A 19,814-nucleotide genomic window follows, 5' to 3' on the forward strand; every position below is an offset into this window, starting at 1 on the left:
TTTTCCGTATCTATCTGGCCCTTATGGTTGCCGCAAGATAGCCTGGTACTTAGCCGAATTAGTAGGATCTGTTTCCGAAAGCAGGGTAGCTACCGATACTTTCTGTTGCTGATCGGGGCTGGTGCGGAAAATGTTGGCTATTTCATCGGCCTTGGTGGTGAAGAACGAGCGGGCTAGCAGAGTGCCCGGTCGCCGTTGTACTGCCTGCTGCACACCCTGCAAGGCCGTAGTGATGCTGGTGCGAGCTTCTTCTGGCTTGGTAATAAACAAGTCCATGCCCTGCCGGTAGTACGCATACATACCGCTGCGGAAAGCTTCCAGCTGGGGGTCTTGCAGGTTATTTAGCAGCCAATAGCGGTTGCCATTGTTGGTGTCGCGCCAGCCCTCGTCGGTTTCCGTGGTTACGTTCTGGGAGGCAGCATTGGTCAGGATGGTGCGGGCCCGGTCGTAGTAGGGCGAGCCGCTCAGGGGCGAGAAGCTGTCCTGATCCATCCCGATGATGATGTAGGCGTAGAAAGACAGCAGCGAAGACAGGTTGCCGACGAACGTGTTTTCTGAATAGTCAATCGGGTTCTGAGGCGAGTAATTGAAAATCCAGCCCCGATCAGCAAAGCTTAGCACGTTGGTTTCGTAGCCCGTTCCATATACCGGGCGGCTGCTAACGACACGCACAGTAGCACGGTAGGTACCGTTCTGCGGAATCTCCGTGATACCTACGAAAAATCGACACCGAATTCGCTCCTCAGGCCGGTAGGTTTGGTTGGTGAAGGTGCGCGTGTTCAGGAACGTCTGCATGTCGTTGCGCATCTGCTGCACCAGCTGCCGGTCCGAAATGGTCACGTTTTCGGTGGTTATGGTCACTTCCGCCTGCAGTTCCTGGGCCCGGACGGGGCGCGTGAACAGAACGGCAGCAAGCAACAGACAGGACAGCAGCGGAAGATTACGCATGGTGGGGCAGACGAGCTAGAACGGTTTGCACAATGTCGCGGGCTACTTCAGCCTTGAGCTTCAACTCAAAGGTAGTCACGCAGCCATCGGCTTCCAGCAGGGTTATCTTGTTGGTATCGTGCCGAAACCCGGCGCCGGCATCGCGCAGCGAGTTTAGCACGACCAAATCAAAATTCTTACGCTGAAGCTTGTCGAGGGCGTGGGCCCGCTCATTTTCCGTCTCCAACGCAAAACCCACGGAAAATTGTTCGGGTCGCTTGGTTTTGCCCAGGGCAGCGGCAATATCAATGTTCTTTATCAGTTCCAGCGTTAGCGTGTCGCCGGCTTTCTTAATCTTGTTTTCCGCTACATGAGCCGGCTTGTAATCAGCTACGGCGGCGGCAAACACCCAGATATCAGCGGCGCCAGCCAGGGCAGCGGCGGCAGCGTACATCTCGTCGGCCGTCTGCACCCGCTGTGTCCGGATTCCTGAATGTACCGGGTCGGGCAGGTTGGTTGGTCCGCTGATCAGGTGCACCTCAGCACCAGCCGCCGCGAAAGTTTCAGCCAGTGCGTAGCCCATTTTGCCGGTGCTGTGGTTGCCAATGAAGCGCACCGGATCGAGGGGTTCATAGGTGGGGCCGGCCGTAATCAGAACACGCATGCCAAAGTAGTAGGGTGAAGTAAGGCGAGGACGCGGAGGTACTACCCTCTGTCAGACCTTAAAGGTAAGGGCTCCGGCTTTTCCTACCCCCTTCAGATTTCGCAAACCTGTTTTAGCCAGCCGCCTTCAGGATGATTCTAGCTGAAAAACCGCTCCAGCTGGGCTACTATTTCTTCCGGCTCTAGCATGCGGCCGGGGCCGCTGAGGCCGCTGGCCAGCTCCCCGGCCGGCGACTCCCACACTGTATTCCCGTACTCGCGCAGGCGGCGCAGGTTGGTCTGGGTGGCTGGGTGCTGGTACATATCTAGGTCCATGGCCGGCGCCACGAACACTGGGCAGCGGGCCGATAGATACACGGCGTCCAGTAGCGTGTCGCAAAGACCGTTGGCCAAGTGGGCCAGCGTATTGGCGGAGGCAGGCGCTACCACCAGCGCATCAGCCCACAGGCCCAGGTGCACGTGGTTATGCCACTCACCGGCTTGCTCATCCTTCAGAAAACCCTGCAGCACCGGATTTTTAGACAGCGTACCCAGCGTCAGAGGCGTGACGAAAGCAGTGGCGGCGGGCGTCAGAATAACCTGCACCTCGGCACCGGCCTTCACCAGCAGCCGCACCAGCACCGCCGACTTATATGCCGCAATACTACCGCTGACGCCCAGCAAAATCTTGCGCCCCTGCAGTACGGATGAAACTGAACTCATTGGCTTTTACAGGTTTTGCGGCCAATGCAATCCGCAGCGGGCCGCCTACCCCTCACCGCTCGTGCAAAGGGTAGTAAGGTGTGTACAAACAAAACGGATTACACAGATTGGCTATGCGCTACCTCTGTGTAATCCGTCAATCTGGCCTGAAGCTATACGCTATTCAGCTTTCGGCTCCTCTTCAGCGGGAGTGCGGAAGTGAACTTTGCCTTCCAGAAACTCTTCCACGGCCAGGTTAGTGGGCTTGGGCAGACGCTCGTAGTGCTTCGAAATTTCGATTTGCTCGCGGTTTTCGAACACTTCTTCGAGGTTATCCACAGTAGTGGCAAACTCGGCCAGCTTGCCGTTGAGCTCTTCTTTCAGCTTCACGGAAATCTGGTTGGCGCGCTTCGAGATGATAGCAATGCTCTCATACACGTTGCCAGTCTCGTGGGTGAAGTCCGACATGTTGCGGGTCACGATAGAAGCAGGTACGTTATTCGGAGTCTTCATATGCTTGAGATTTGCTGAGGTTTTTATGTTCTGGTGCACTGCGTAGACTGGGCTTCCTGTAAGTAAGGCCGCGGCCTATCAGCACAGTTAATTTGAAGCCGTCGACTCGGCGGGTTTGAGTTTATCCACTGCGGCGCGGGCGGCCTCGTACATGCGCTCGGCGTCCTTCAGGTTTTTGCTCTGCGGAAATGCGTCGATAAAGTTCTGGTAGAAAGCAATGGCTTCCAAATACCGCTCGCGCTGCTTTTCCTCCACGCTTTCCCGCGCCATGTCGTACTGGGCATTAAACTTCAGGAAAGCAGCCTGCTCGCCGTAGGCCGAAGCCGGGAACGACTGTTGGAACCCGGTGAAAGCCGTTACAGCCGACTGGTAGTAGCGCAGATCGTAGTAGAGGCGGGCGGCGCGGAAAGCTTTGTTTTCCAATTTCTTCTGCAGCTCCTGCGACATTCCTTCGGTTTCAGCGCGGAACCGGCTTTCCGGGAATCGGTTCAGAAAATCCTGAATAACCTCCAGAGCTGAAATAGTGTTCGTCTGGTCGAGCTGAAAGGACGGAGAATCGCGGAACAACGACTTGGCCTGCATGAAAGCCGCTTCCTCAGCGTACTGCGAGTTGGGATACGTCTCGTAGAACGTCTTGAAGTAGTAAGCGCTCAGCGTGTAGTTACGCTGCTGGAAGTTGGTGTTAGCAAAGTAAAACTGTGCCTTCTCCGCTTCGGGGCGGCCTTTCAGCAGAGGGTTCAGCTCTTCAAGCAGGGTGCCGGCCTTGAAATAGTCGCCTTTATCGTAGTACTGGATGGCGGCTTCGTACTTCTTGTTCACATCGGTGCTCTTGAGCAGCTTCTGGTAGCCGGTGCAGGAGCCGAGCAGCAACGCGCTCAATAACAGAACAAAGAAGGTAGGGCGAAAAGACAGCATAAGGGCGCAAAGGTAAGAATAATCAGTGATGCGAAGCGTGCCGAAATTGCGGGGCTCCTAGCCAGACTGCAGCAGGCGGTTTTCCTACCCCCTGCGGGCCGCCTTACTTTTTCACTGACTTAGGAACTGTTGGGGCAGGCTTAGCTGCTGGTTTACGAGTTGGGGTAGCCTTCTTAGGGGTAGCCGTTTTCCTCTTTACCGGGGTCGCCTTTTTCTTGGGCTTAACCGGCAGGGGGAAGTGCTTGCCTAACGTTTGGCGGCGGGTAGGGCGTTCCGTGGCACGCCACCGGAAATCCTTCAGTTTGGCATCTTCGGGTTTAAGTTCGTTGGGCGGAATAAAGCTGGCCTCGGGGTTGGTTAGAAAGCTGATGGTCTGCAGCTTGCTTTCCGCAAAGCGCAGGGCCATAGTAGCCGATACGCTTTTATTCACCCCGGACACGGCCGTGTCGCCCTCAAGAGCATAGTAGATGCTCTCGGCGTTGCCAAGCACGTCAATTTTTTTTATTGACTTATCCCGGAAGTACGCCACCATGTAGCGCCCCTTCACTTGGTTGAAGTTCAGCAGCGTATCCTGCCCGATGCTGAAGGCGTGCCCGTAGAGGCGCATCTGATCAATTTGGCCCTTGCGCTGCTGAATCTGCATGGAGTCGGCAGTAAGCTGGTTTTTGTTGTTCCAGAGTACCGGGTCATGACTGAGGTAGATGATGGAGTCTTGCCGGTCGTAGGTCAGCGAGTCGCAGCGGCCCTGCAGATCTGTCCGGAAGATGCCCACCTTACGGTAGGCATAGATGATGCCGGCCTTGTTCTGGGGTGGGCGGCCCTCCACGCTCACTAGCGTATCGGCCGTGAGATAAAGCGTGTCCCGGTCACTGATATTTCGCATCACGGGCCGACTGCCGTATACTTTGGCCCGCCCCTGTGCCCGCCAGTAGCGGCCCACATCACCCCGGATTTCAATGTTGTCCTTCTTCGAGGTCATCGAGACGTGCCCTGTGGCTACGCCATACTGCTTGGCTTCATCGTAGAATAGTTTGTCGCCACCCAGCAGGTAGTTGGGGGTTTCAATCTTGGCGTTTCGGGCAAAGTTGGAAACCTTGGTAATGGTGTTGTACGTGCCGTTCTCAGCGTAGAGGTTGCCCTGCTTGCCCCGAATGCGAGTAGGCCCGAAGAAGTAGGCAATCTTGCTGACGGTGTTGTACTGCAGCGTATCCGTATCGATGTTGTTTTCTTTGGTCACTAGCTTCACGTTACGCTTGAAGCTGAACACCTTGCTCTGAGTGTTGTAGTAGCCAAACTGACTGTCGAGGGTGTTCTCCGGGTCCTGGAGGTGGCCACCGGTGCTGTAGTACGCCAGGTTCTGGTTCAGGTCGTAGTCGAGCAGCTGGGTGGTAAGGGTCATGCGCGGGTCGCGCATGGTCACGTTACCGGTCATGCGGGCCTTGCGCGTATCGCCATCATACGTACCCCGGTCGCCGGTAATCGTGATGGTGTCGTTCTGGATGATGCGCACGTTGCTGAACGCTTCCAGTGCATTGCGTTCAGTGTACTGGTAGGCTGAGTCACAATAAAGCAGCGTGGTACCTTGCTTAAAGCTGACATTACCAATCAGCTTCCGAATTTCTACACCGTTGAAGGTGCCGCCTTGCAACTGCCCAGCTCCCAACAACTCTATACGCTGACCTTGCGGCGGGGTAGCAGGAGTAGCAGGACGAGCGGCCGGACGTTGCTGGGCCCAGGTGAGGGTAGGCAGCAGCAGGAGAAGAAAGAGAAAAAGAGGCTTCGGGAACGACATTTAACTGCAAAGGTACAGAAGGGCCGTTGCTAACGGTTTTCTTTGTGGAATAGTACAGCTGTTCCACAAAGAGCTGAACTTAAACTTCCCTCCTCGGATGAGAAAAGGTAGAGGGTGGTTGACCCACTGTTGAACAACCTACTAGCTATAGGTTTTAGTTTTCATCTATCAACTGCCCCCTACCCCTCCTCATCTGAGGAGAGGAGCCTAGCTATAAATTCTAGCTTTCCCCTACCCCCATGCTCGACCGAATTCAAGCTTACATACAAGAACACTCTCTCTTCTCCCCTACTGATAAGTTGCTGGTAGCCGTCAGCGGCGGGCTTGACTCCGTGGTGCTGGCCCATGTGCTGCACAAGCTGGGCGTGGAGTTTGCTGTGGCCCACTGCCATTTCGGGTTGCGGGCTGAAGAGGCCGACGCCGACGAGCAGTTCGTGCGCAAGCTGGCCAAGCAATACGAGGTGCCTTACTTCGTGGAGTTTTTCCAGACCAAGAAGTTTGCGGAGCAGGAAGGCGTTTCGACGCAAATGGCGGCCCGCGCCCTGCGCTACGAGTGGTTTGAGCGCATCCGCCAGACCCAGGGCTTCGACTACATTGCCACAGCCCACCACCAGCGCGACACGGCCGAAACCATGCTGCTGAACCTCACCCACGGCACCGGGCTGGCAGGCCTGCACGGCATCCGGCCCAAAACCGGCCATCTGGTGCGCCCTCTGCTGGCTGTGAGCAAGCCCGACCTGTACGACTATGTGGTAGAAAACCGGCTGATCTGGCGCGAAGATGCCTCCAACGACTCGCCGGTATACCAGCGTAATCGCCTGCGCCAGGAGGTACTACCCGTGCTGCGCGACATCAACCCCTCCCTCGACCAGACGATGAGCATTACCGCCGAGCGGGTGGGTGGAGCGGAAGAAATTGTGCGCCGCTACGTGGAGGAAACCGCTACCCAGGCCCGCCGCGACGAAGCCACTACTACTTACCTCGACATCCGGACCCTGCAGAATACGGCAGCTACAGCCGTGGTGCTCCACGAGCTGTTGCGGCCTTTCGGCTTCTCCTACCTGGTAGTAAAAGATATTGTGCAGAGCTTTGGGGCCGAGTCGGGCCGCCGATTTGAGTCGCCGACGCACCTGTTGGTCAAAGACCGGGAGCAGCTAGTTATTACCCCGCGCAACCTCACTAAATTCGGCACCCACCAGCTGCAGGCCGGACAGGAAGCTCTCAAGATTGACGGCCTGCACCTGCGCACCGAGCTGCTGGAAGTAACCGAAGGCTTCGATATTCCGAAGGGCAAAGCGGTAGCGGCCTTGGATGCCGATGCCTTAAAGTTTCCGCTCACGGTGCGAGCTTGGCAGGAAGGCGACTGGTTTATGCCCATCGGCATGAAGGGCAAGAAGAAGCTATCCGACTTCCTCATCGACCAGAAAGTGCCCCTTAACCTCAAGGACAACGTGCAGGTGCTGGTTTCGGCCGACGGCAAAATTGCCTGGGTTATCGGTTTCCGCCCCGACGACCGATTTAAGGTAACCGAGGAAACCGAGCGGGTGCTGGTGGTGAAGCGGATGTAGGAACTTCTCCTTCCGCGCAGCGCAACCTTTCTTACAGAGCCCGAGGCAGTTGCCGAGGCATGGTGCAGTTTTGTGGGGCCAGGACTTGCCGGAACGGGTTTTCGGTTAGCTTTACGAGCTCATCCCTTCGTTCACACCCAATTCCTCACCCAATGAAAGTTACCGTAGTTGGAGCCGGCAACGTGGGCGCAACCTGCGCCGATGTATTGGCCACCCGCGAAATTGCCAACGAAATTGTTCTGGTTGACATCAAGGAAGGCTTCGCGGAAGGCAAAGCCCTCGACATCTGGCAGAAAGCTCCCATCATTGGCTACGATTCCCGCACTGTTGGCGTAACCGGCGACTACGCCCGTACTGCCGACTCTGACGTGGTAGTTATTACCTCGGGCTTGCCCCGCAAGCCCGGCATGAGCCGCGACGACCTGATTTCGACCAACGCCGGCATCGTGAAAACGGTAACTGAGCAGGTAGTAAAATATTCGCCCAACGCCATCATCATTGTAGTGAGCAACCCACTCGACGTGATGACCTACCAGGCCCACCTCACCTCGGGGCTGCCCCGCGAGAAGGTGTTTGGTATGGCTGGCATTCTGGATACAGCTCGCTACCGTGCCTTCCTGGCCGAAGCCCTCAATGTAAGCCCCAAAGACATTCAGGCGGTGCTCATGGGCGGCCACGGCGACACCATGGTACCCCTCCCCCGCTACACCACAGTAGGCGGCATTCCGGTAACTGAGCTCATCGGCAAAGAACAGCTCGATGCTATTGTACAGCGCACGGCCGTGGGCGGTGGTGAGCTGGTGAAGCTGATGGGTACCTCGGCCTGGTATGCTCCTGGTGCTGCCGCAGCTCAGATGGTAGAAGCCATTGTGCGCGACCAGCGCCGCGTGTTCCCTGTGTGCATTGAGTTGCAGGGCGAGTACGGCATCAACGGCGTGTACCTGGGGGCTCCGGTTATCCTCGGCCGCAACGGCATCGAGAAAGTAATTGAGTTGCAGCTCAACGACGAGGAAAAAGCCCTGCTGGAAACCTCGCGTGGCCACGTAAAAGAGGTGATGGACGCCTTGGATAATATGAGCAAGGCTTCGGCGTAAGCTCCTTGCTTTTCTCGAAGGCTCTGAACCGGCCGTCCTGCACTCGCGGGGCGGCCGTTTTTTTCCTCCTGGGTTCTACGCCACTCTGCTGAGCGGCTGCTGGTTTCTGTGTATGTTTCTGCCTGAAACCACTCTATGCACTTTAACTTCATTGACACCAACCAAGAGGTAACAGATGCCTGGCAGCGCGTATTTGCCGATGTTCCGCAGGTAACCGTTCAGCACGGTTCTATTTTTGATTTCCCCGCCGATGCGCTGGTCAGCCCAGCTAATAGCTTCGGCTATATGAACGGCGGCATCGACTTTGCCATCTCCAAGCATCTGGGTTGGCATCTGGAGAAGGACTTGCAATACCTTATCCGTGAGAAGTATTACGGCGAGCTGCTCGTAGGTCAGGCTGAATTACTTCCTACCGGCAGCCCTCTATTTCCTTATCTGATTGCGGCGCCCACTATGCGCACGCCCATGACCATCACGCGCGGGCCTAACGTGTATCATGCCATGCGGGCCCTGCTGCTCTTGCTGGAGCACGAGCGCATGCCCTCCGGTGAGCCTGTAAAGTCAGTTATCAAAACTGTCGCCGTTCCGGGCCTGGGTACGGGCGTAGGTCAGGTCCGGCCGCTGGTGTGCGCCCGCCAAATGCGCCTGGCCTGGGAAGATGTGCTGACGCAGAAATACGCTACAGTGGCTGGCTGGGAAACCATGTGCGGCAACTACGCCTATTTCTACACCCACAATGAGTCAGACATCAAGTACGACATACCCTAGGCCAGTAGCATTTGTAATTTCTCGAAAACACAAGAGCCCCAGAACTGAGTCTTGGGGCTCTTACTTCTTAATAGGTGTTGACTTCAACGGCTAGGTCACTATCTCTGGCTGGCCCGGAATAATTTCTGCTTTTCGTCCTTGGAGAGGCTTTCGTAGCCCGAGCGGGAAATCTTATCCAGAATCAGGTCGATTTCATCTTGCTCCGGCTTGGCCAAGCCACCTTTTTTGGGGGCAGCCGCGGCCGGCGCTGGGGTAGCCCCGCCACGAGTTACACGCAGGTTGGGGCGGCCCGTTACAAGGCGCGTTATCCAGTCGCCGACGGCCTGCACGGGGCGGCCCAGGTCGCGGCCTGCCTGCAACTGCTTAATAAAGACATAGCCCAGAATGGCCCCGCCGATGTGGGCTAATCCGCCGCCTGCATTGCCTTGGTTGATGGCAATAACGGAAAGCAGAATCACGACGGCAGCTATGTACTTGATGCGCACAGCCCCGAAGAGAAAGAGCATAAAGGTGTACTCCGGCAGCAGGGTGGCCGCCGCCATAATAATGGCCGTTACGGCCGCCGAAGCACCTAGCAACGATACTCCTCCCGGCGTGCGCAGCGTCGGAATCAGATTGAAAGCCAGCAGAAAGAGCGCCGCTCCAGCCAACGCCCCCAGAATATAGAGGCTTACAAGGCGCCGGTCGCCGAGATATTCCCGAATAAGAGCTCCAAACCAGTACAGGTTCAGCAGGTTAAACAGGATGTGAAAGAAGCTTTCGTGCGTGAAAGCATACGTCAGCACCGTCCAGGGGTGGCGAAGCAGGGCAGACAAATCGGAGGGTAGTTGGAGTTGCCGAACTACGTTGGGGTAGTACTCAAGGTAAGTACCCGTCAGACGCATCAAGGCTTCAATCAGCACCAAGGCCACGAATACCAGCCCGTTCAGCAGCAATAGCTGAATCAGAGCGTTGTCGCGGCGACTAAAGGCAGTGCGGATATCATTAAAAACACTCATGGGTGGGCAGGGTTAAAGCCGGGCCGGGAGGTAGGAAAGGAAGCGGCACCGGGCGGTAATTTCTACAATTTTCGTGCAAGCACCTCACCCGCGTGCCAAGCCTGCCACTTAGTACAGGCGGGTGCGGTTGCGCTGCCAAAGCAGCAACACCACCAGCCCTACCAGCATTCCGCCTAGGTGAGCAAAGTGCGCCACATTGTCGCCTGGTACCCGCCGGATACCGAAGTAAAACTCGTAGAGTCCGTAGAGCACTACGAAATACTTGGCCTTGATGGGAATGGGCAGCGGAAAAATCATCAGTTCCGTGTTCGGAAAGAAGAAAGCGAAAGCCAGCATAATCCCGAACAGGGCTCCCGAAGCTCCTACCATCGGCACGGATACGCTACGATTGTAGAGCTCACGCATGGTGGCCTCAACTCCCTGAATCAAGCCTTGGTCATCGGGGGTGCGGTGCAGCTGGCGGATTACAGCGTCAAACGCAGGCGCATTCTCCGTGACGTTATGGTCCACGAAATCCTGCAGGTGCAGATCGGTGGGTTGCTGCTGGAACACCTCAATATCGTGCTGCATGCGGCGCAGCTCATAGGTACGCAGGCCGTTGTAGAGCATACTGGCCCCAAGGCCACAAATCAGCCAGAACGTCAGGAAACGCTTGGCCCCCCAGCGCTGCTCCAGCATGGGCCCAAACACGATCAATCCCAGCATATTGGAAAAGATGTGGCCCATATCGCCGTGCATGAACATGTAGCTCACAAACTGCCAGGGCTTGAAATTGGGGTTATCGAGGGGGTAGAGAGCCAGAAAGGAAAGGCCACCTAACTGCAAACTCAGCAGAAACACCACCACATTGGCAATGAGCAGGTTGCGAACCGTAGGAGTAATTTGAAACATGAATCGCTGATTGACACTGATGGGTGTGATTTCCCTGATTTTTCGTGCTTACGTGAATTCAGCTGAATTTGCTGGCTGCATCTTTCACCCGTACTACAAGCAAGGCTGGCCAAGCCTGTCCTGACCTTTTGCACATACTGCGAGATACTGGGCCGCAAACATCAGCGAAATCACTCAAAGCAGCGTTTATCAGCGGTTAAAGAGGGCCTGCACCTGCCCCAGCTCCAGCAGTACAATGGTCCGACGGCCATCGGGGGTGTAGTTGGGCACCTGGCAGGCAAATAGCTTATCGACGAGGGTAGTCATTTCCAGCTCCGAAAGGCGAGCTCCGGCGGCTGTGGTAGCCACGCGCCGGGCCAGCACCCGCGCCATCTGCTCGCGGCGGTCAAGCTTGATCGGGCCGGCCGTATTCCGGAACTGCTCAATCAGGCCTTCCAACAGTTCTTTCTCGTCGCGGGCCGGCACGTCGGCCGGAATCCCTTCCACAGCAATGGTGTTCTTGCCAAAATCGGTGAAGCGGAAGCCCAGGGCCCGCAACGGCTCCTCTACCTCCCGCAGAATAGCAAAGTCCTGAGGTGTGAAGGTAATGGTGCGCGGAAACAGCAGGGTTTGGGAAGCGCTGACTTCTCGCTCCAAACTTTGGGCGTACTGTTCAAATAGGATTCGCTCCCGGGCCGCTACCTGGTCAATCAGCATAACTCCCGACTTAACTGGCACCAGTAGATATTGCTGATGCAGCTGCAGCACTTTATTGCCCGGGCCAGTTGACGACTCACGTAGGGGTAGCTCGGGCGTAGCACTCGGAGCCGCAGAGGGTTGCTCTGGTGCCGAGGGGGTAGCAAACGAAGCCGCTATGAGCGCGCCAGCATTCGGCCCGGGAAGTTCTGCAGCCGGTTCAGCTGGGCTCTCCGGCGGGGTTGGCAGCGGTGCTACCAGGTTAGCCGCGGAGGGCACTGGCACGCCCACTGCCGTGGCCTCGTGCTCTACATCGGGCACGCTGATCTGGCTTAGGCTTTTGTAGAAATTTTCCAGCTCGCGCTTGGCCTGCTCGGTTGGCCGGGGCGGCAACTGGCGCTCGTAGGCATCGGAGCGGCCGGGCTTTTCGCGGGAAGGGCTGTTGCTGCCCGCTGCCTGCGCAGCCGCCGAGGCCAGAGCATCGGGCTGAAAGTCGTCGGCAAACGGGTTCTTCTCGTTACCCGAAAGGCGCAGGGGTTGAATGGCCGCGAAGTTCACGTTCCCATCAAAATCAAGGGAAGGAGCCATGTTGTGCAGGCCCAGGCTCTGCTTCACCGCCGACCGCACAATAGCGTACACCGTCTTTTCGTCCTCGAACTTGATTTCGGTTTTGGTGGGGTGCACGTTGATATCAATGGCCTTGGGGTCGAGCTCCAGGAACAGCACGTAGAACGGGTGCGTATCCTTAGGCAGCAGGCCCTCATAGGCAGCCAGCACAGCATGGTTGAGGTAGGCTGAGCGTATAAATCGGTTGTTAACAAAGAAAAACTGGTCGCCCCGGCTTTTCTTGGCTGACTCCGGCTTACCTATAAAGCCTTTCACCGTCAGGAATGGGGTTACTTCCTCCACCTGCGCCAACTGCTCCTTATAGCCATTACCCAGCAACGACACAATGCGCTGGCTAAGCTTGCCCGCCGGCAGGTTAAACACCTCTAGGTCGTTCTGAAACAGGGAGAAGCTGATCTGCGGGTTGGCAAGGGCCACATGCTGAAACTCGTCCAGAATGTGGCGCATCTCCACCGCATTGCTTTTCAAGAAGTTGCGACGGGCCGGCACGTTAAAGAACAGGTTCTTCACGCTGATGCTGGTACCATCGGGGCAGGCTACGGGCTGCTGACTGCTGATCTGGGAGCCTTCTACCAGTAGTAGTGAGCCAGTGTCCTGGTCGCGCTGCTTGGTCCGGATTTCTACCTGCGCTACGGCGGCAATAGAAGCCAGCGCCTCGCCTCGAAAGCCAAGGGTGCGGATGCGGAATAGGTCGTCGGTGGTGCGAATTTTACTGGTAGCGTGGCGCTCTAGGCTCATGCGCGCGTCGGTGGGACTCATGCCCGAGCCGTTGTCTACTACCTGCACCAGCTGCTTGCCAGCTTCCTTTACAATCAGCTGCACTTGGGTGGCGCCAGCATCCACGGCGTTTTCCAGTAGTTCTTTCACTGCGGAAGCCGGGCGTTGCACTACCTCGCCAGCAGCAATCTGGTTAGCTAAATACTCGGGTAAGAGCTGAATAATATCCGCCATACACTATCAAATTCAGAAGAAAAACGCCCTAACCCACTAGACGAGCCACTGGGGCTATCCGCCTGATAACAACCAGCGTCGGGAAATTATCCGTAAGTTTGCGGCCAACTTTTGTGTGCGCGACATGGGACGGTTTTATCCGTTCATGCGTTGGGAGGAGCAGACGGCACGGGGGCAACGCTTAAACCAAGGAGGTTTGCCACTCAACCGAAAACGCCTTCCGGCACCCTTTTTGGAAAGGCAAAAGTAGGGCTTTTCGGCTCGTCGTCCATCTCTCATTCCCCTTCAGCACAGACCACCGGAGCCGATGCTCAAAGACTTTCGGATTGGAATCTTCCTGCTAGTACTGGCCGTCACGGGTCTGCTTATCTCCTGGTCGGCCCCGCGCGAAGAGGGCGGGCGACCAATGTCGGCGGCCGAGCAGAACTGGGTCGACAGCGTCTTCAACTCGCTTACTCCTGACCAGCGCCTGGGTCAGCTATTTATGGTGGCTGCGTACTCCAATAAGGACCGCAAGCACGCTCAGTACACAGAGTTCCTGATTAAGAACTATAACATCGGGGGCCTGATGTTTCTGCAGGGTGGCCCACGTCGGCAGGCTAACCTTACCAACCGCTACCAAGCTGCGGCCAAGGTACCGCTGCTGGTAGCCATGGACGCCGAGTGGGGCCTTGATATGCGCCTCGACTCTAGCATGCACTTCGCTAAAGGCATGACGCTAGGTGCCATGGACGACGACCAGTACGTGTATCAGATGGGTCGCGAAATTGCCCTGAAGATGAAGACTCTGGGCGTGCACGTGAGCTTCTCGCCGGTTATCGACGTTAACTCCAACCCCAGCAACCCGGTTATCGGCAACCGTTCCTTCGGCGAAAACAAGGAGCAGGTAGCCAAGCACGGCATCAGCTACATCCGGGGCCTACAGGACCACGGCGTGATGGCGGTAGTAAAGCACTTCCCTGGTCACGGCGATACAGATGTGGACTCCCACGTAGCCCTACCCGTCATTAACTCCGATATGGCCCGGCTCACGAACGTGGATTTGTACCCGTTCCAGAAGGCATTTGAGCAGGGTGTAATGGGCGTGATGGTGGGTCACCTCTACATGCCCCTGTTCGATACGGTCCGGACGCTGTCGGCTACCATCTCCCGCAACCTGGTAACCGGCTTGCTGAAGGAAAAAATGAACTACCGCGGCCTGGTGTTCACGGATGCGCTGAACATGAAGAGCGTTTCGACCCTCTATAAGCCGGGTGAGTTGGATGCTCTGGCCCTGGCCGCTGGCAACGATGTGCTGTTGTTTTCCGAGGATGTACCTATGGCTCTTCAGAAAATCAAGGAGTTTATTGCCGAGGGCAAGGTAGAGCAGGCCGACGTGGACCAACGGGTGCGCAAAGTGCTACGGGCCAAGTACTGGGCCGGCCTCAACCGCTACCAGCCCGTGGATGTACCGAACCTGATGCAAAACCTAAACCGGCCTCTGAGCCGCATGGTGCAGCAGCAGATTTATGAGCACGCCACTACGGTGGTGAAAAACGAGGACGACCTCCTACCCTTCAACCGCCTCGACACCCTGCGGATTGCGGCCGTCACTATTGGTTCGGATGCGCCTACCTACAAGGAAATCATGGGCAAGTATCAGAACGGACCGGTATATGCTGTTCCGAACCGCTACGCCGTCGATTCCACATTCACCCGCATTGCCGGCCGTCTCACCCCCTACAATGTGGTAGTAGTGAGCCTGCACAACATGAACAATACGCCCACCCATAACTATGGTATTGGAGAAGGCGCGTTGAAATTTCTGAAGGAGTTGCAAGCCAACCCGCGTATCAAGACGGTGGTAGTGGCTTTCGGTAATGCATACTCCCTGAAGCATCTGGAGAGCAGCCGCAACTTAGTGTGTGGCTACGAGGACAATTACGCCTCGCAGTTGGTAGTGCCGCAGGTACTGTTTGGGGCCTTGCCGGCGAGGGGGCGCCTACCCGTCACGGTTTCCGAAAACCTAAAAGCCGGTACTGGTCTGCCTACCCCCGACTTCAAGCGCCTGCGCTACGGTACGCCCGAAGAAGCTGGCCTTGACTCACGCATCCTCTCGCAGATTGACAACGTGGCCCTAGAGGCCGTAGCCTATGCCGCGGCTCCCGGTTGCCAGGTACTGGTGGCCAAGGATGGTATGGTGGTGTTCGATAAGAGCTACGGCTACTGCACCTATGATAAGTCGCAGCCCGTCAACAGCAGCACGCTCTACGACTTGGCCTCGGTGACGAAGGTAGCAGGCACGCTGCAGGCCATTATGTACCTGAAAGACCAAGGCAAGCTCAACCTCGATGAGCGGGTAGCCTCTTACCTGCCCGAACTGAAATCGACCAATAAAAAGGATATGACGGTGCGGGAGGTGCTCATGCACCAGGCAGGCCTCAAGCCCGGCATTCCTACCTGGGAAAAAACTATTACCAAAGCCGGCCCCAAGCCGACCTTCTATGCCAGCACCGAGTCGCCGCAGTTTTCGCGGGAGGTAACTCCGGAGTTGTACAGCATCAGCACTTCCGAAGATTCCGTCTGGACCTGGGTACAGCGCTCCGGCCTGCTACCCAAGGTGAAAGGCAAATATCCAGTAGAGTACTCCGACTTGAGCTTCATCATTCTGAAGCGGGTAGCCGAGAAGGTGCTGAAAGAACCAATTGACGGCTTCCTGCAGCGTACGTTCTACCAGCCTTTGGGCCTAGGCACCATGACGTACAACCCGCTCAGCAAATTCCCGAAGTCGTGCATTGCGCCTACGGAGAACGACACCTACTACCGCCGCACGCTGCTGCAAGGCACCGTGCATGACCAAACGGCCGCTATGATTGGCGGGGTAGGCGGCCATGCCGGCTTGTTCTCTAACGCCAATGACCTGGCCGTACTCATGCAGATGAACCTGCAGAATGGCCGCTACGGCGGACAGCGCTTTTTCCAAACGCCAGTAGTTACAGAGTTTGCCCGCAGCACCGAAGCCGGCAACCGCCGTGGCCTGGGCTGGGACAAAGGCGACCCGAGTAAGCCCGAAGGCCCCACCAGCAACCTCTCGCCGGCCAGCACCTTTGGCCACACCGGCTTCACAGGCACCTGCGTCTGGATGGACCCCGAAAACAAAATCCTCTACATCTTTCTTTCTAACCGCGTGTACCCTGATGCAGGCAATAACAAGCTGCGTCAGTACAACATCCGGACCCGAATTCACGACGTGATTTACAAGTCGTTGCAGAAAACATGATTTGTTGTTCAGCCTTCCTGCTTCTCTAAACCGCGTCGGCGGCAAGCCATCTGAATGGGATGACTTGCCGCCGATTTGTTTGCTGGCCCAACCCTCACGGGTCTGTTTGCACCTAAAATTTAATGCGGAGCTTGGCTCCAGCAGCCGCAACGGTTAAGCCTTCCCGGTGTCCGTTACCTACTACGAAAGCTCCCGCACTTGTCCCCTACCCCCTGTTTTCGCCCGTATCCTCCCCGTATGGCGCCTGTTGAAGCTACCATGAACATCGGCATTGTTTGTTACCCCACTTTCGGCGGCTCGGGCGTCGTGGCCACTGAACTCGGCAAAGCATTGGCCCTAAAAGGCCACCGCGTGCATTTTATCACCTACAGCCAGCCAGTTCGTCTCGATTTCTTTAACGAGAACCTATTTTACCACGAGGTATACATCCCGCCCTACCCCCTCTTTCAGTTCCCACCCTACGAGCTAGCCCTGGCCAGCAAAATGGTGGACATTGTGCAGAATGAGAAGCTGGATGTATTGCACGTACACTACGCCATTCCGCACGCATCGGCGGCCTACATGGCCAAGCAGATTCTGCTGACCCGCGGCATCCGCATTCCGGTGGTAACTACTTTGCACGGCACCGACATTACTCTGGTAGGTAAGGATGCCAGCTACGAGCCCGTGGTAACGTTCAGCATCAATCAATCGGATGGCGTTACGGCCGTATCGGCCGATTTGCGCCGCGAAACTTATGAGTACTTCGCCATTGAGAAGGAGATTGAGGTAATTCCCAACTTCATCAACTTGGAGCGCTTTCAGAAGCAGAACAAAGGCCACTTCAAGGCCGCTATTGCTCCGGAAGGCGAAAAGCTGCTGGTGCACACCAGTAACTTCCGCTCAGTGAAGCGGGTGGAAGACGTAGTACACATTTTTGACGGAGTGCGAAAGCAAATTTCGGCCAAGCTGCTGCTGGTAGGCGACGGCCCCGACCGTCCTCGCATTGAGAAAATCTGCCGCGACCTGGGCCTGCTCAGTAATGATGTGCGCTTCTTGGGTAAGCTGGAGGCTGTAGAAGAAGTGCTGAGCATTGCCGATCTGTTCCTGATGCCTTCTGAGAAGGAAAGCTTTGGCTTGGCGGCTCTGGAGGCTATGTCGTGCGAGGTGCCGGTTATCAGCACCAATGCCGGCGGTATTCCTGAGTTGAACGAACACGGGGTCACCGGCATGGTCAGCAACATCGGCGACGTGGACGACATGGTGAAAAACGCCCTATTCATCCTCGACGACGAGAACCTACCCCGCTTCAAGGCCGCTGCCCGTGCCCACGCCGAAACCTTCGCGGTGGAAAAGATTGTGCCGCTGTACGAAGCCTGCTACCAACGCGCTATTGACGCTACCCTGGTTACAGCCGAATAAGTCCGGTAACAAGTTGCGACTAGCTACACTGACGAACGAATATTGCTTGTCCTCTTATTACCGTAAAGGCCCGACAGCTTTGTGCTATCGGGCCTTTACGGTTACCTAAACTTTATAGAAAGAGGCTTCCTAGCTCCTGCCAGTTGTGAACCCGGCGGTAGCGGGTTTCCTCAGCATTGTGCGGCGCATCGAACAGAATGCCTTCGCCCCTAAAGTTGTCGAAGTTGAAGGCGTTATCATCAATAAGGTAGTCGGCATTGATGATGCTTTTGTCACCGCAGAAAACAATGTTACGCCACGGAATGAAGTCGAAATGCTGCTTCATCCACTCGTATTTATCCAGAAAGGAGTTCGGAAACTCCATAGCGGCCGTGGCTATAAATAATTCGTAGCGCTGGTTCAGTTCGCGCAATACGCGCTGGCTATCGGCAATTACGGGCAGATCTTTAAAGAAGCCGGGACGGTTGGGGTATTCGCGCAACGACGCCTGATGTTCAGGGGCCACGGCCTCGTGGAAGTGCTTGCCGCGCAGTTCATCCAGGGTCATGGTAAGTTGAAAATCAAGTCCGTACCATTCCTGAAACCGGGCAATTGAATCGGCAATAACCTCATCCATATCTACGGCAATACGCTTTTTCGTCATGTGCTAAGGATATGCTTCTGAAGAACTGTTAAAACGCAGCCGTAGTATCTCGCGGACTGAGGTTGAGGCACTACCTAGCAACTCAAACTGGACACCTCGGCTTCGCCGCGGTCTGACAAATAAAGAACTGCGCGGTACGTTTTGTTAGAACATAGCCACAGCCTCCCGCTTCACTACTAGCAGGGCTGTTGCCGTGGGGTCGAACTGATTCGTCATGAGACCTTCCAAAATGTGGCGCGCTAACTCCGGACCGCGCGCTTCCTGGAGGTTGGGCAACGCCTGGTAGTGGGTAGTAATAAGGTTCACTACACTTTCTTGGGCCTGTTTTACTGCGGCCCAGGTTTCGGGCTGCATGTAAAGCTGTTGGCTAAGGTTATGCTCCATTTCCGCCCGGATTTCCTGCAGCAGCAGGCGGTGGTAGTCGGAGGCCGAAAGGCCGGCGCTGCTGACACGCACCAACAGGTTGTTGGGCGTGATGCGCTCCAGCAGCATCGTCACGCGCTCCAGGGCCTGCAGGCGCAGAGGCAAGGTAGTTTTGCTGGCTTCCAGCCGCATTTCTACCAGGCGGCGCTGCTGCTCCTTTTCCAGAAATTGCTGAAAAAGAAAGTAAATGGCACCCGCTACAATGAGGGCCGGCAGAATAATCTTGAGCAGATCGAAGAAGTAGGCGGTAGAATCCATGAGGGGCAGGTTGGGCCGAACAGTAAGGGTAGGGCGCCAAGGACGTCGGCGCCAAAACGAGGAATAAGCGGATCAGCAAGCGGAAAAGGCAGCTGCCTGAGGTCCGCAAATATAGTGTGAACCGCAAGCCGCTACCCGCTGTTATACCCTCAATCGGAGCTTGAGTTTCGAGCAGGGCCCGCGTCCGGGGTTTGGATGCATCAGGTGACTGCCGCGAGCTTCGTATATTTGTCGCCTTACTTCCCTAACGACGAACTCACTATGGCAACGGCCGTCTCCACGAAACTTGCTCCCATTAGCCTCACTCCCCGCGCACTGGAAGAGGTTCGGAATATTCTGATTGAGAAAAACGTGCCCGCTGAATACGGGCTGCGCGTTGGCGTGCAGGGCGGTGGCTGCTCGGGCATGAGCTACCTGCTCGGCTTCGACAAAGCCAAAGAGCAGGACGAAACTTTCGACCTCGACGGCGTACTGCTCATCATGGATAAAAAACACGCCATGTACGTGCTGGGCATGGAGGTTGACTTCCAGGATGGCCTGAACGCCCGTGGCTTTGTGTTCAACAACCCCCAGGCGAAAAGCACCTGCGGCTGCGGTTCCTCGTTCTCAGCCTAACTCTATTCAGCTGCGCTACTCAGGTAGCTCAGAGAGAAGCCCCAACTAGTTGGTTGGGGCTTTTTTTTTTAGCTGGTCAGATGCAGCCAGCGGTGCAGAGCAGGTCTATATGCGAGTTGCTGGCTACTTTAGGCCGCTCTTCCCTCCTACTC

Annotated in this window: 17 protein-coding genes; 6 read left to right on the forward strand and 11 right to left on the reverse strand. The window is 56.3% G+C overall.

What is annotated here, in order from left to right:
• Nucleotides 1–21: 21 nt before the first annotated feature.
• The 6 genes from porD to DNI29_RS11955 form a co-directional block, all read right to left on the reverse strand.
• Nucleotides 22–948 carry a type IX secretion system protein PorD gene (porD, locus tag DNI29_RS11930; RefSeq protein ID WP_110978344.1) on the reverse strand — a complete coding sequence of 309 codons (927 nt, stop codon included), beginning with the start codon at nt 946–948 and terminating at the stop codon, nt 22–24.
• Nucleotides 941–1,591, reverse strand: a complete 651-nt coding sequence (locus DNI29_RS11935; RefSeq protein WP_110978345.1) for a phosphopantothenoylcysteine decarboxylase domain-containing protein — start codon at nt 1,589–1,591, stop codon at nt 941–943. The genes porD and DNI29_RS11935 overlap by 8 nt, the downstream gene beginning before the upstream one ends.
• Nucleotides 1,592–1,728: 137 nt before the next feature.
• On the reverse strand, nt 1,729–2,292 hold the full coding sequence (locus DNI29_RS11940) for a flavoprotein (protein WP_110978346.1): 564 nt from the start codon (nt 2,290–2,292) through the stop codon (nt 1,729–1,731).
• A gap of 159 nt (nt 2,293–2,451) precedes the next feature.
• Nucleotides 2,452–2,784 carry a DNA-directed RNA polymerase subunit omega gene (locus tag DNI29_RS11945; protein ID WP_110978716.1) on the reverse strand — a complete coding sequence of 111 codons (333 nt, stop codon included), beginning with the start codon at nt 2,782–2,784 and terminating at the stop codon, nt 2,452–2,454.
• A gap of 87 nt (nt 2,785–2,871) precedes the next feature.
• Nucleotides 2,872–3,699, reverse strand: a complete 828-nt coding sequence (locus DNI29_RS11950) for an outer membrane protein assembly factor BamD (protein ID WP_110978347.1) — start codon at nt 3,697–3,699, stop codon at nt 2,872–2,874.
• 103 nt (nt 3,700–3,802) lie between these two features.
• On the reverse strand, nt 3,803–5,491 hold the full coding sequence (locus DNI29_RS11955) for an OstA-like protein (protein ID WP_110978348.1): 1,689 nt from the start codon (nt 5,489–5,491) through the stop codon (nt 3,803–3,805).
• A 239-nt stretch (nt 5,492–5,730) separates the two neighbouring features.
• Here DNI29_RS11955 and tilS point away from each other — a divergent pair, with 239 nt between their 5' ends.
• From tilS to DNI29_RS11970, 3 genes are all read left to right on the forward strand, one after another.
• Nucleotides 5,731–7,059, forward strand: coding sequence for a tRNA lysidine(34) synthetase TilS (gene tilS, locus DNI29_RS11960; RefSeq protein ID WP_110978349.1), 1,329 nt, complete (start codon nt 5,731–5,733; stop codon nt 7,057–7,059).
• 152 nt (nt 7,060–7,211) lie between these two features.
• On the forward strand, nt 7,212–8,153 hold the full coding sequence (gene mdh / locus DNI29_RS11965) for a malate dehydrogenase (RefSeq protein ID WP_110978350.1): 942 nt from the start codon (nt 7,212–7,214) through the stop codon (nt 8,151–8,153).
• Nucleotides 8,154–8,288: 135 nt separating this feature from the next.
• On the forward strand, nt 8,289–8,921 hold the full coding sequence (locus tag DNI29_RS11970; RefSeq protein WP_110978351.1) for a macro domain-containing protein: 633 nt from the start codon (nt 8,289–8,291) through the stop codon (nt 8,919–8,921).
• 98 nt (nt 8,922–9,019) lie between these two features.
• Here DNI29_RS11970 and DNI29_RS11975 read toward each other — a convergent pair whose 3' ends face one another.
• The 3 genes from DNI29_RS11975 to mutL form a co-directional block, all read right to left on the reverse strand.
• Entirely contained in the window at nt 9,020–9,919 is a 900-nt protein-coding gene (locus tag DNI29_RS11975; RefSeq protein ID WP_110978352.1) for a rhomboid family intramembrane serine protease, read from the reverse strand.
• Nucleotides 9,920–10,027: 108 nt separating this feature from the next.
• Nucleotides 10,028–10,810: a rhomboid family intramembrane serine protease gene (locus DNI29_RS11980; protein ID WP_110978353.1), complete on the reverse strand. Its 783-nt coding sequence runs from the start codon at nt 10,808–10,810 to the stop codon at nt 10,028–10,030.
• Between the two features lie 189 nt (nt 10,811–10,999).
• Nucleotides 11,000–13,063, reverse strand: a complete 2,064-nt coding sequence (gene mutL, locus DNI29_RS11985; RefSeq protein ID WP_110978354.1) for a DNA mismatch repair endonuclease MutL — start codon at nt 13,061–13,063, stop codon at nt 11,000–11,002.
• Between the two features lie 307 nt (nt 13,064–13,370).
• On the opposite strand from mutL, the gene DNI29_RS11990 reads away from it, so the two are divergent.
• On the forward strand, nt 13,371–16,322 hold the full coding sequence (locus DNI29_RS11990) for a serine hydrolase domain-containing protein (RefSeq protein WP_110978355.1): 2,952 nt from the start codon (nt 13,371–13,373) through the stop codon (nt 16,320–16,322).
• A gap of 258 nt (nt 16,323–16,580) precedes the next feature.
• Nucleotides 16,581–17,723, forward strand: coding sequence for an N-acetyl-alpha-D-glucosaminyl L-malate synthase BshA (gene bshA / locus DNI29_RS11995; RefSeq protein ID WP_202910460.1), 1,143 nt, complete (start codon nt 16,581–16,583; stop codon nt 17,721–17,723).
• A gap of 112 nt (nt 17,724–17,835) precedes the next feature.
• On the opposite strand, the gene DNI29_RS12000 is transcribed toward bshA, so the two are convergent.
• Together DNI29_RS12000 and DNI29_RS12005 are read right to left on the reverse strand one after the other, a co-directional pair.
• Nucleotides 17,836–18,366, reverse strand: a complete 531-nt coding sequence (locus DNI29_RS12000; protein ID WP_110978357.1) for a 5' nucleotidase, NT5C type — start codon at nt 18,364–18,366, stop codon at nt 17,836–17,838.
• Nucleotides 18,367–18,510: 144 nt separating this feature from the next.
• Nucleotides 18,511–19,047: a DUF7935 family protein gene (locus DNI29_RS12005; protein WP_110978358.1), complete on the reverse strand. Its 537-nt coding sequence runs from the start codon at nt 19,045–19,047 to the stop codon at nt 18,511–18,513.
• A gap of 261 nt (nt 19,048–19,308) precedes the next feature.
• Between DNI29_RS12005 and DNI29_RS12010 the strand changes: the two genes are divergently transcribed.
• Complete coding sequence (locus tag DNI29_RS12010; RefSeq protein WP_045687449.1) at nt 19,309–19,662, forward strand: HesB/IscA family protein; 354 nt, start codon at nt 19,309–19,311, stop codon at nt 19,660–19,662.
• Nucleotides 19,663–19,814 lie beyond the last annotated feature (152 nt).

Origin of the sequence: Hymenobacter sediminis, from assembly GCF_003231285.1 — a bacterium.
Lineage (GTDB): Bacteria > Bacteroidota > Bacteroidia > Cytophagales > Hymenobacteraceae > Hymenobacter > Hymenobacter sediminis.

What these genes read in the sequence shown, in the direction of transcription:
- mutL (WP_110978354.1), bottom strand. Translation starts at nt 13,063, where the DNA reads ATGGCGGATATTATTCAGCTCTTACCCGAGTATTTAGCTAACCAGATT.
- DNI29_RS11950 (WP_110978347.1), bottom strand. Translation starts at nt 3,699, where the DNA reads ATGCTGTCTTTTCGCCCTACCTTCTTTGTTCTGTTATTGAGCGCGTTG.
- DNI29_RS11940 (WP_110978346.1), bottom strand. Translation starts at nt 2,292, where the DNA reads ATGAGTTCAGTTTCATCCGTACTGCAGGGGCGCAAGATTTTGCTGGGC.
- DNI29_RS11955 (WP_110978348.1), bottom strand. Translation starts at nt 5,491, where the DNA reads ATGTCGTTCCCGAAGCCTCTTTTTCTCTTTCTTCTCCTGCTGCTGCCT.
- DNI29_RS12005 (WP_110978358.1), bottom strand. Translation starts at nt 19,047, where the DNA reads ATGGATTCTACCGCCTACTTCTTCGATCTGCTCAAGATTATTCTGCCG.
- DNI29_RS11980 (WP_110978353.1), bottom strand. Translation starts at nt 10,810, where the DNA reads ATGTTTCAAATTACTCCTACGGTTCGCAACCTGCTCATTGCCAATGTG.
- DNI29_RS11935 (WP_110978345.1), bottom strand. Translation starts at nt 1,591, where the DNA reads ATGCGTGTTCTGATTACGGCCGGCCCCACCTATGAACCCCTCGATCCG.
- DNI29_RS11975 (WP_110978352.1), bottom strand. Translation starts at nt 9,919, where the DNA reads ATGAGTGTTTTTAATGATATCCGCACTGCCTTTAGTCGCCGCGACAAC.
- porD (WP_110978344.1), bottom strand. Translation starts at nt 948, where the DNA reads ATGCGTAATCTTCCGCTGCTGTCCTGTCTGTTGCTTGCTGCCGTTCTG.
- DNI29_RS11945 (WP_110978716.1), bottom strand. Translation starts at nt 2,784, where the DNA reads ATGAAGACTCCGAATAACGTACCTGCTTCTATCGTGACCCGCAACATG.
- DNI29_RS12010 (WP_045687449.1), top strand. Translation starts at nt 19,309, where the DNA reads ATGGCAACGGCCGTCTCCACGAAACTTGCTCCCATTAGCCTCACTCCC.
- DNI29_RS12000 (WP_110978357.1), bottom strand. Translation starts at nt 18,366, where the DNA reads ATGACGAAAAAGCGTATTGCCGTAGATATGGATGAGGTTATTGCCGAT.
- DNI29_RS11990 (WP_110978355.1), top strand. Translation starts at nt 13,371, where the DNA reads ATGCTCAAAGACTTTCGGATTGGAATCTTCCTGCTAGTACTGGCCGTC.
- bshA (WP_202910460.1), top strand. Translation starts at nt 16,581, where the DNA reads ATGAACATCGGCATTGTTTGTTACCCCACTTTCGGCGGCTCGGGCGTC.
- mdh (WP_110978350.1), top strand. Translation starts at nt 7,212, where the DNA reads ATGAAAGTTACCGTAGTTGGAGCCGGCAACGTGGGCGCAACCTGCGCC.
- tilS (WP_110978349.1), top strand. Translation starts at nt 5,731, where the DNA reads ATGCTCGACCGAATTCAAGCTTACATACAAGAACACTCTCTCTTCTCC.
- DNI29_RS11970 (WP_110978351.1), top strand. Translation starts at nt 8,289, where the DNA reads ATGCACTTTAACTTCATTGACACCAACCAAGAGGTAACAGATGCCTGG.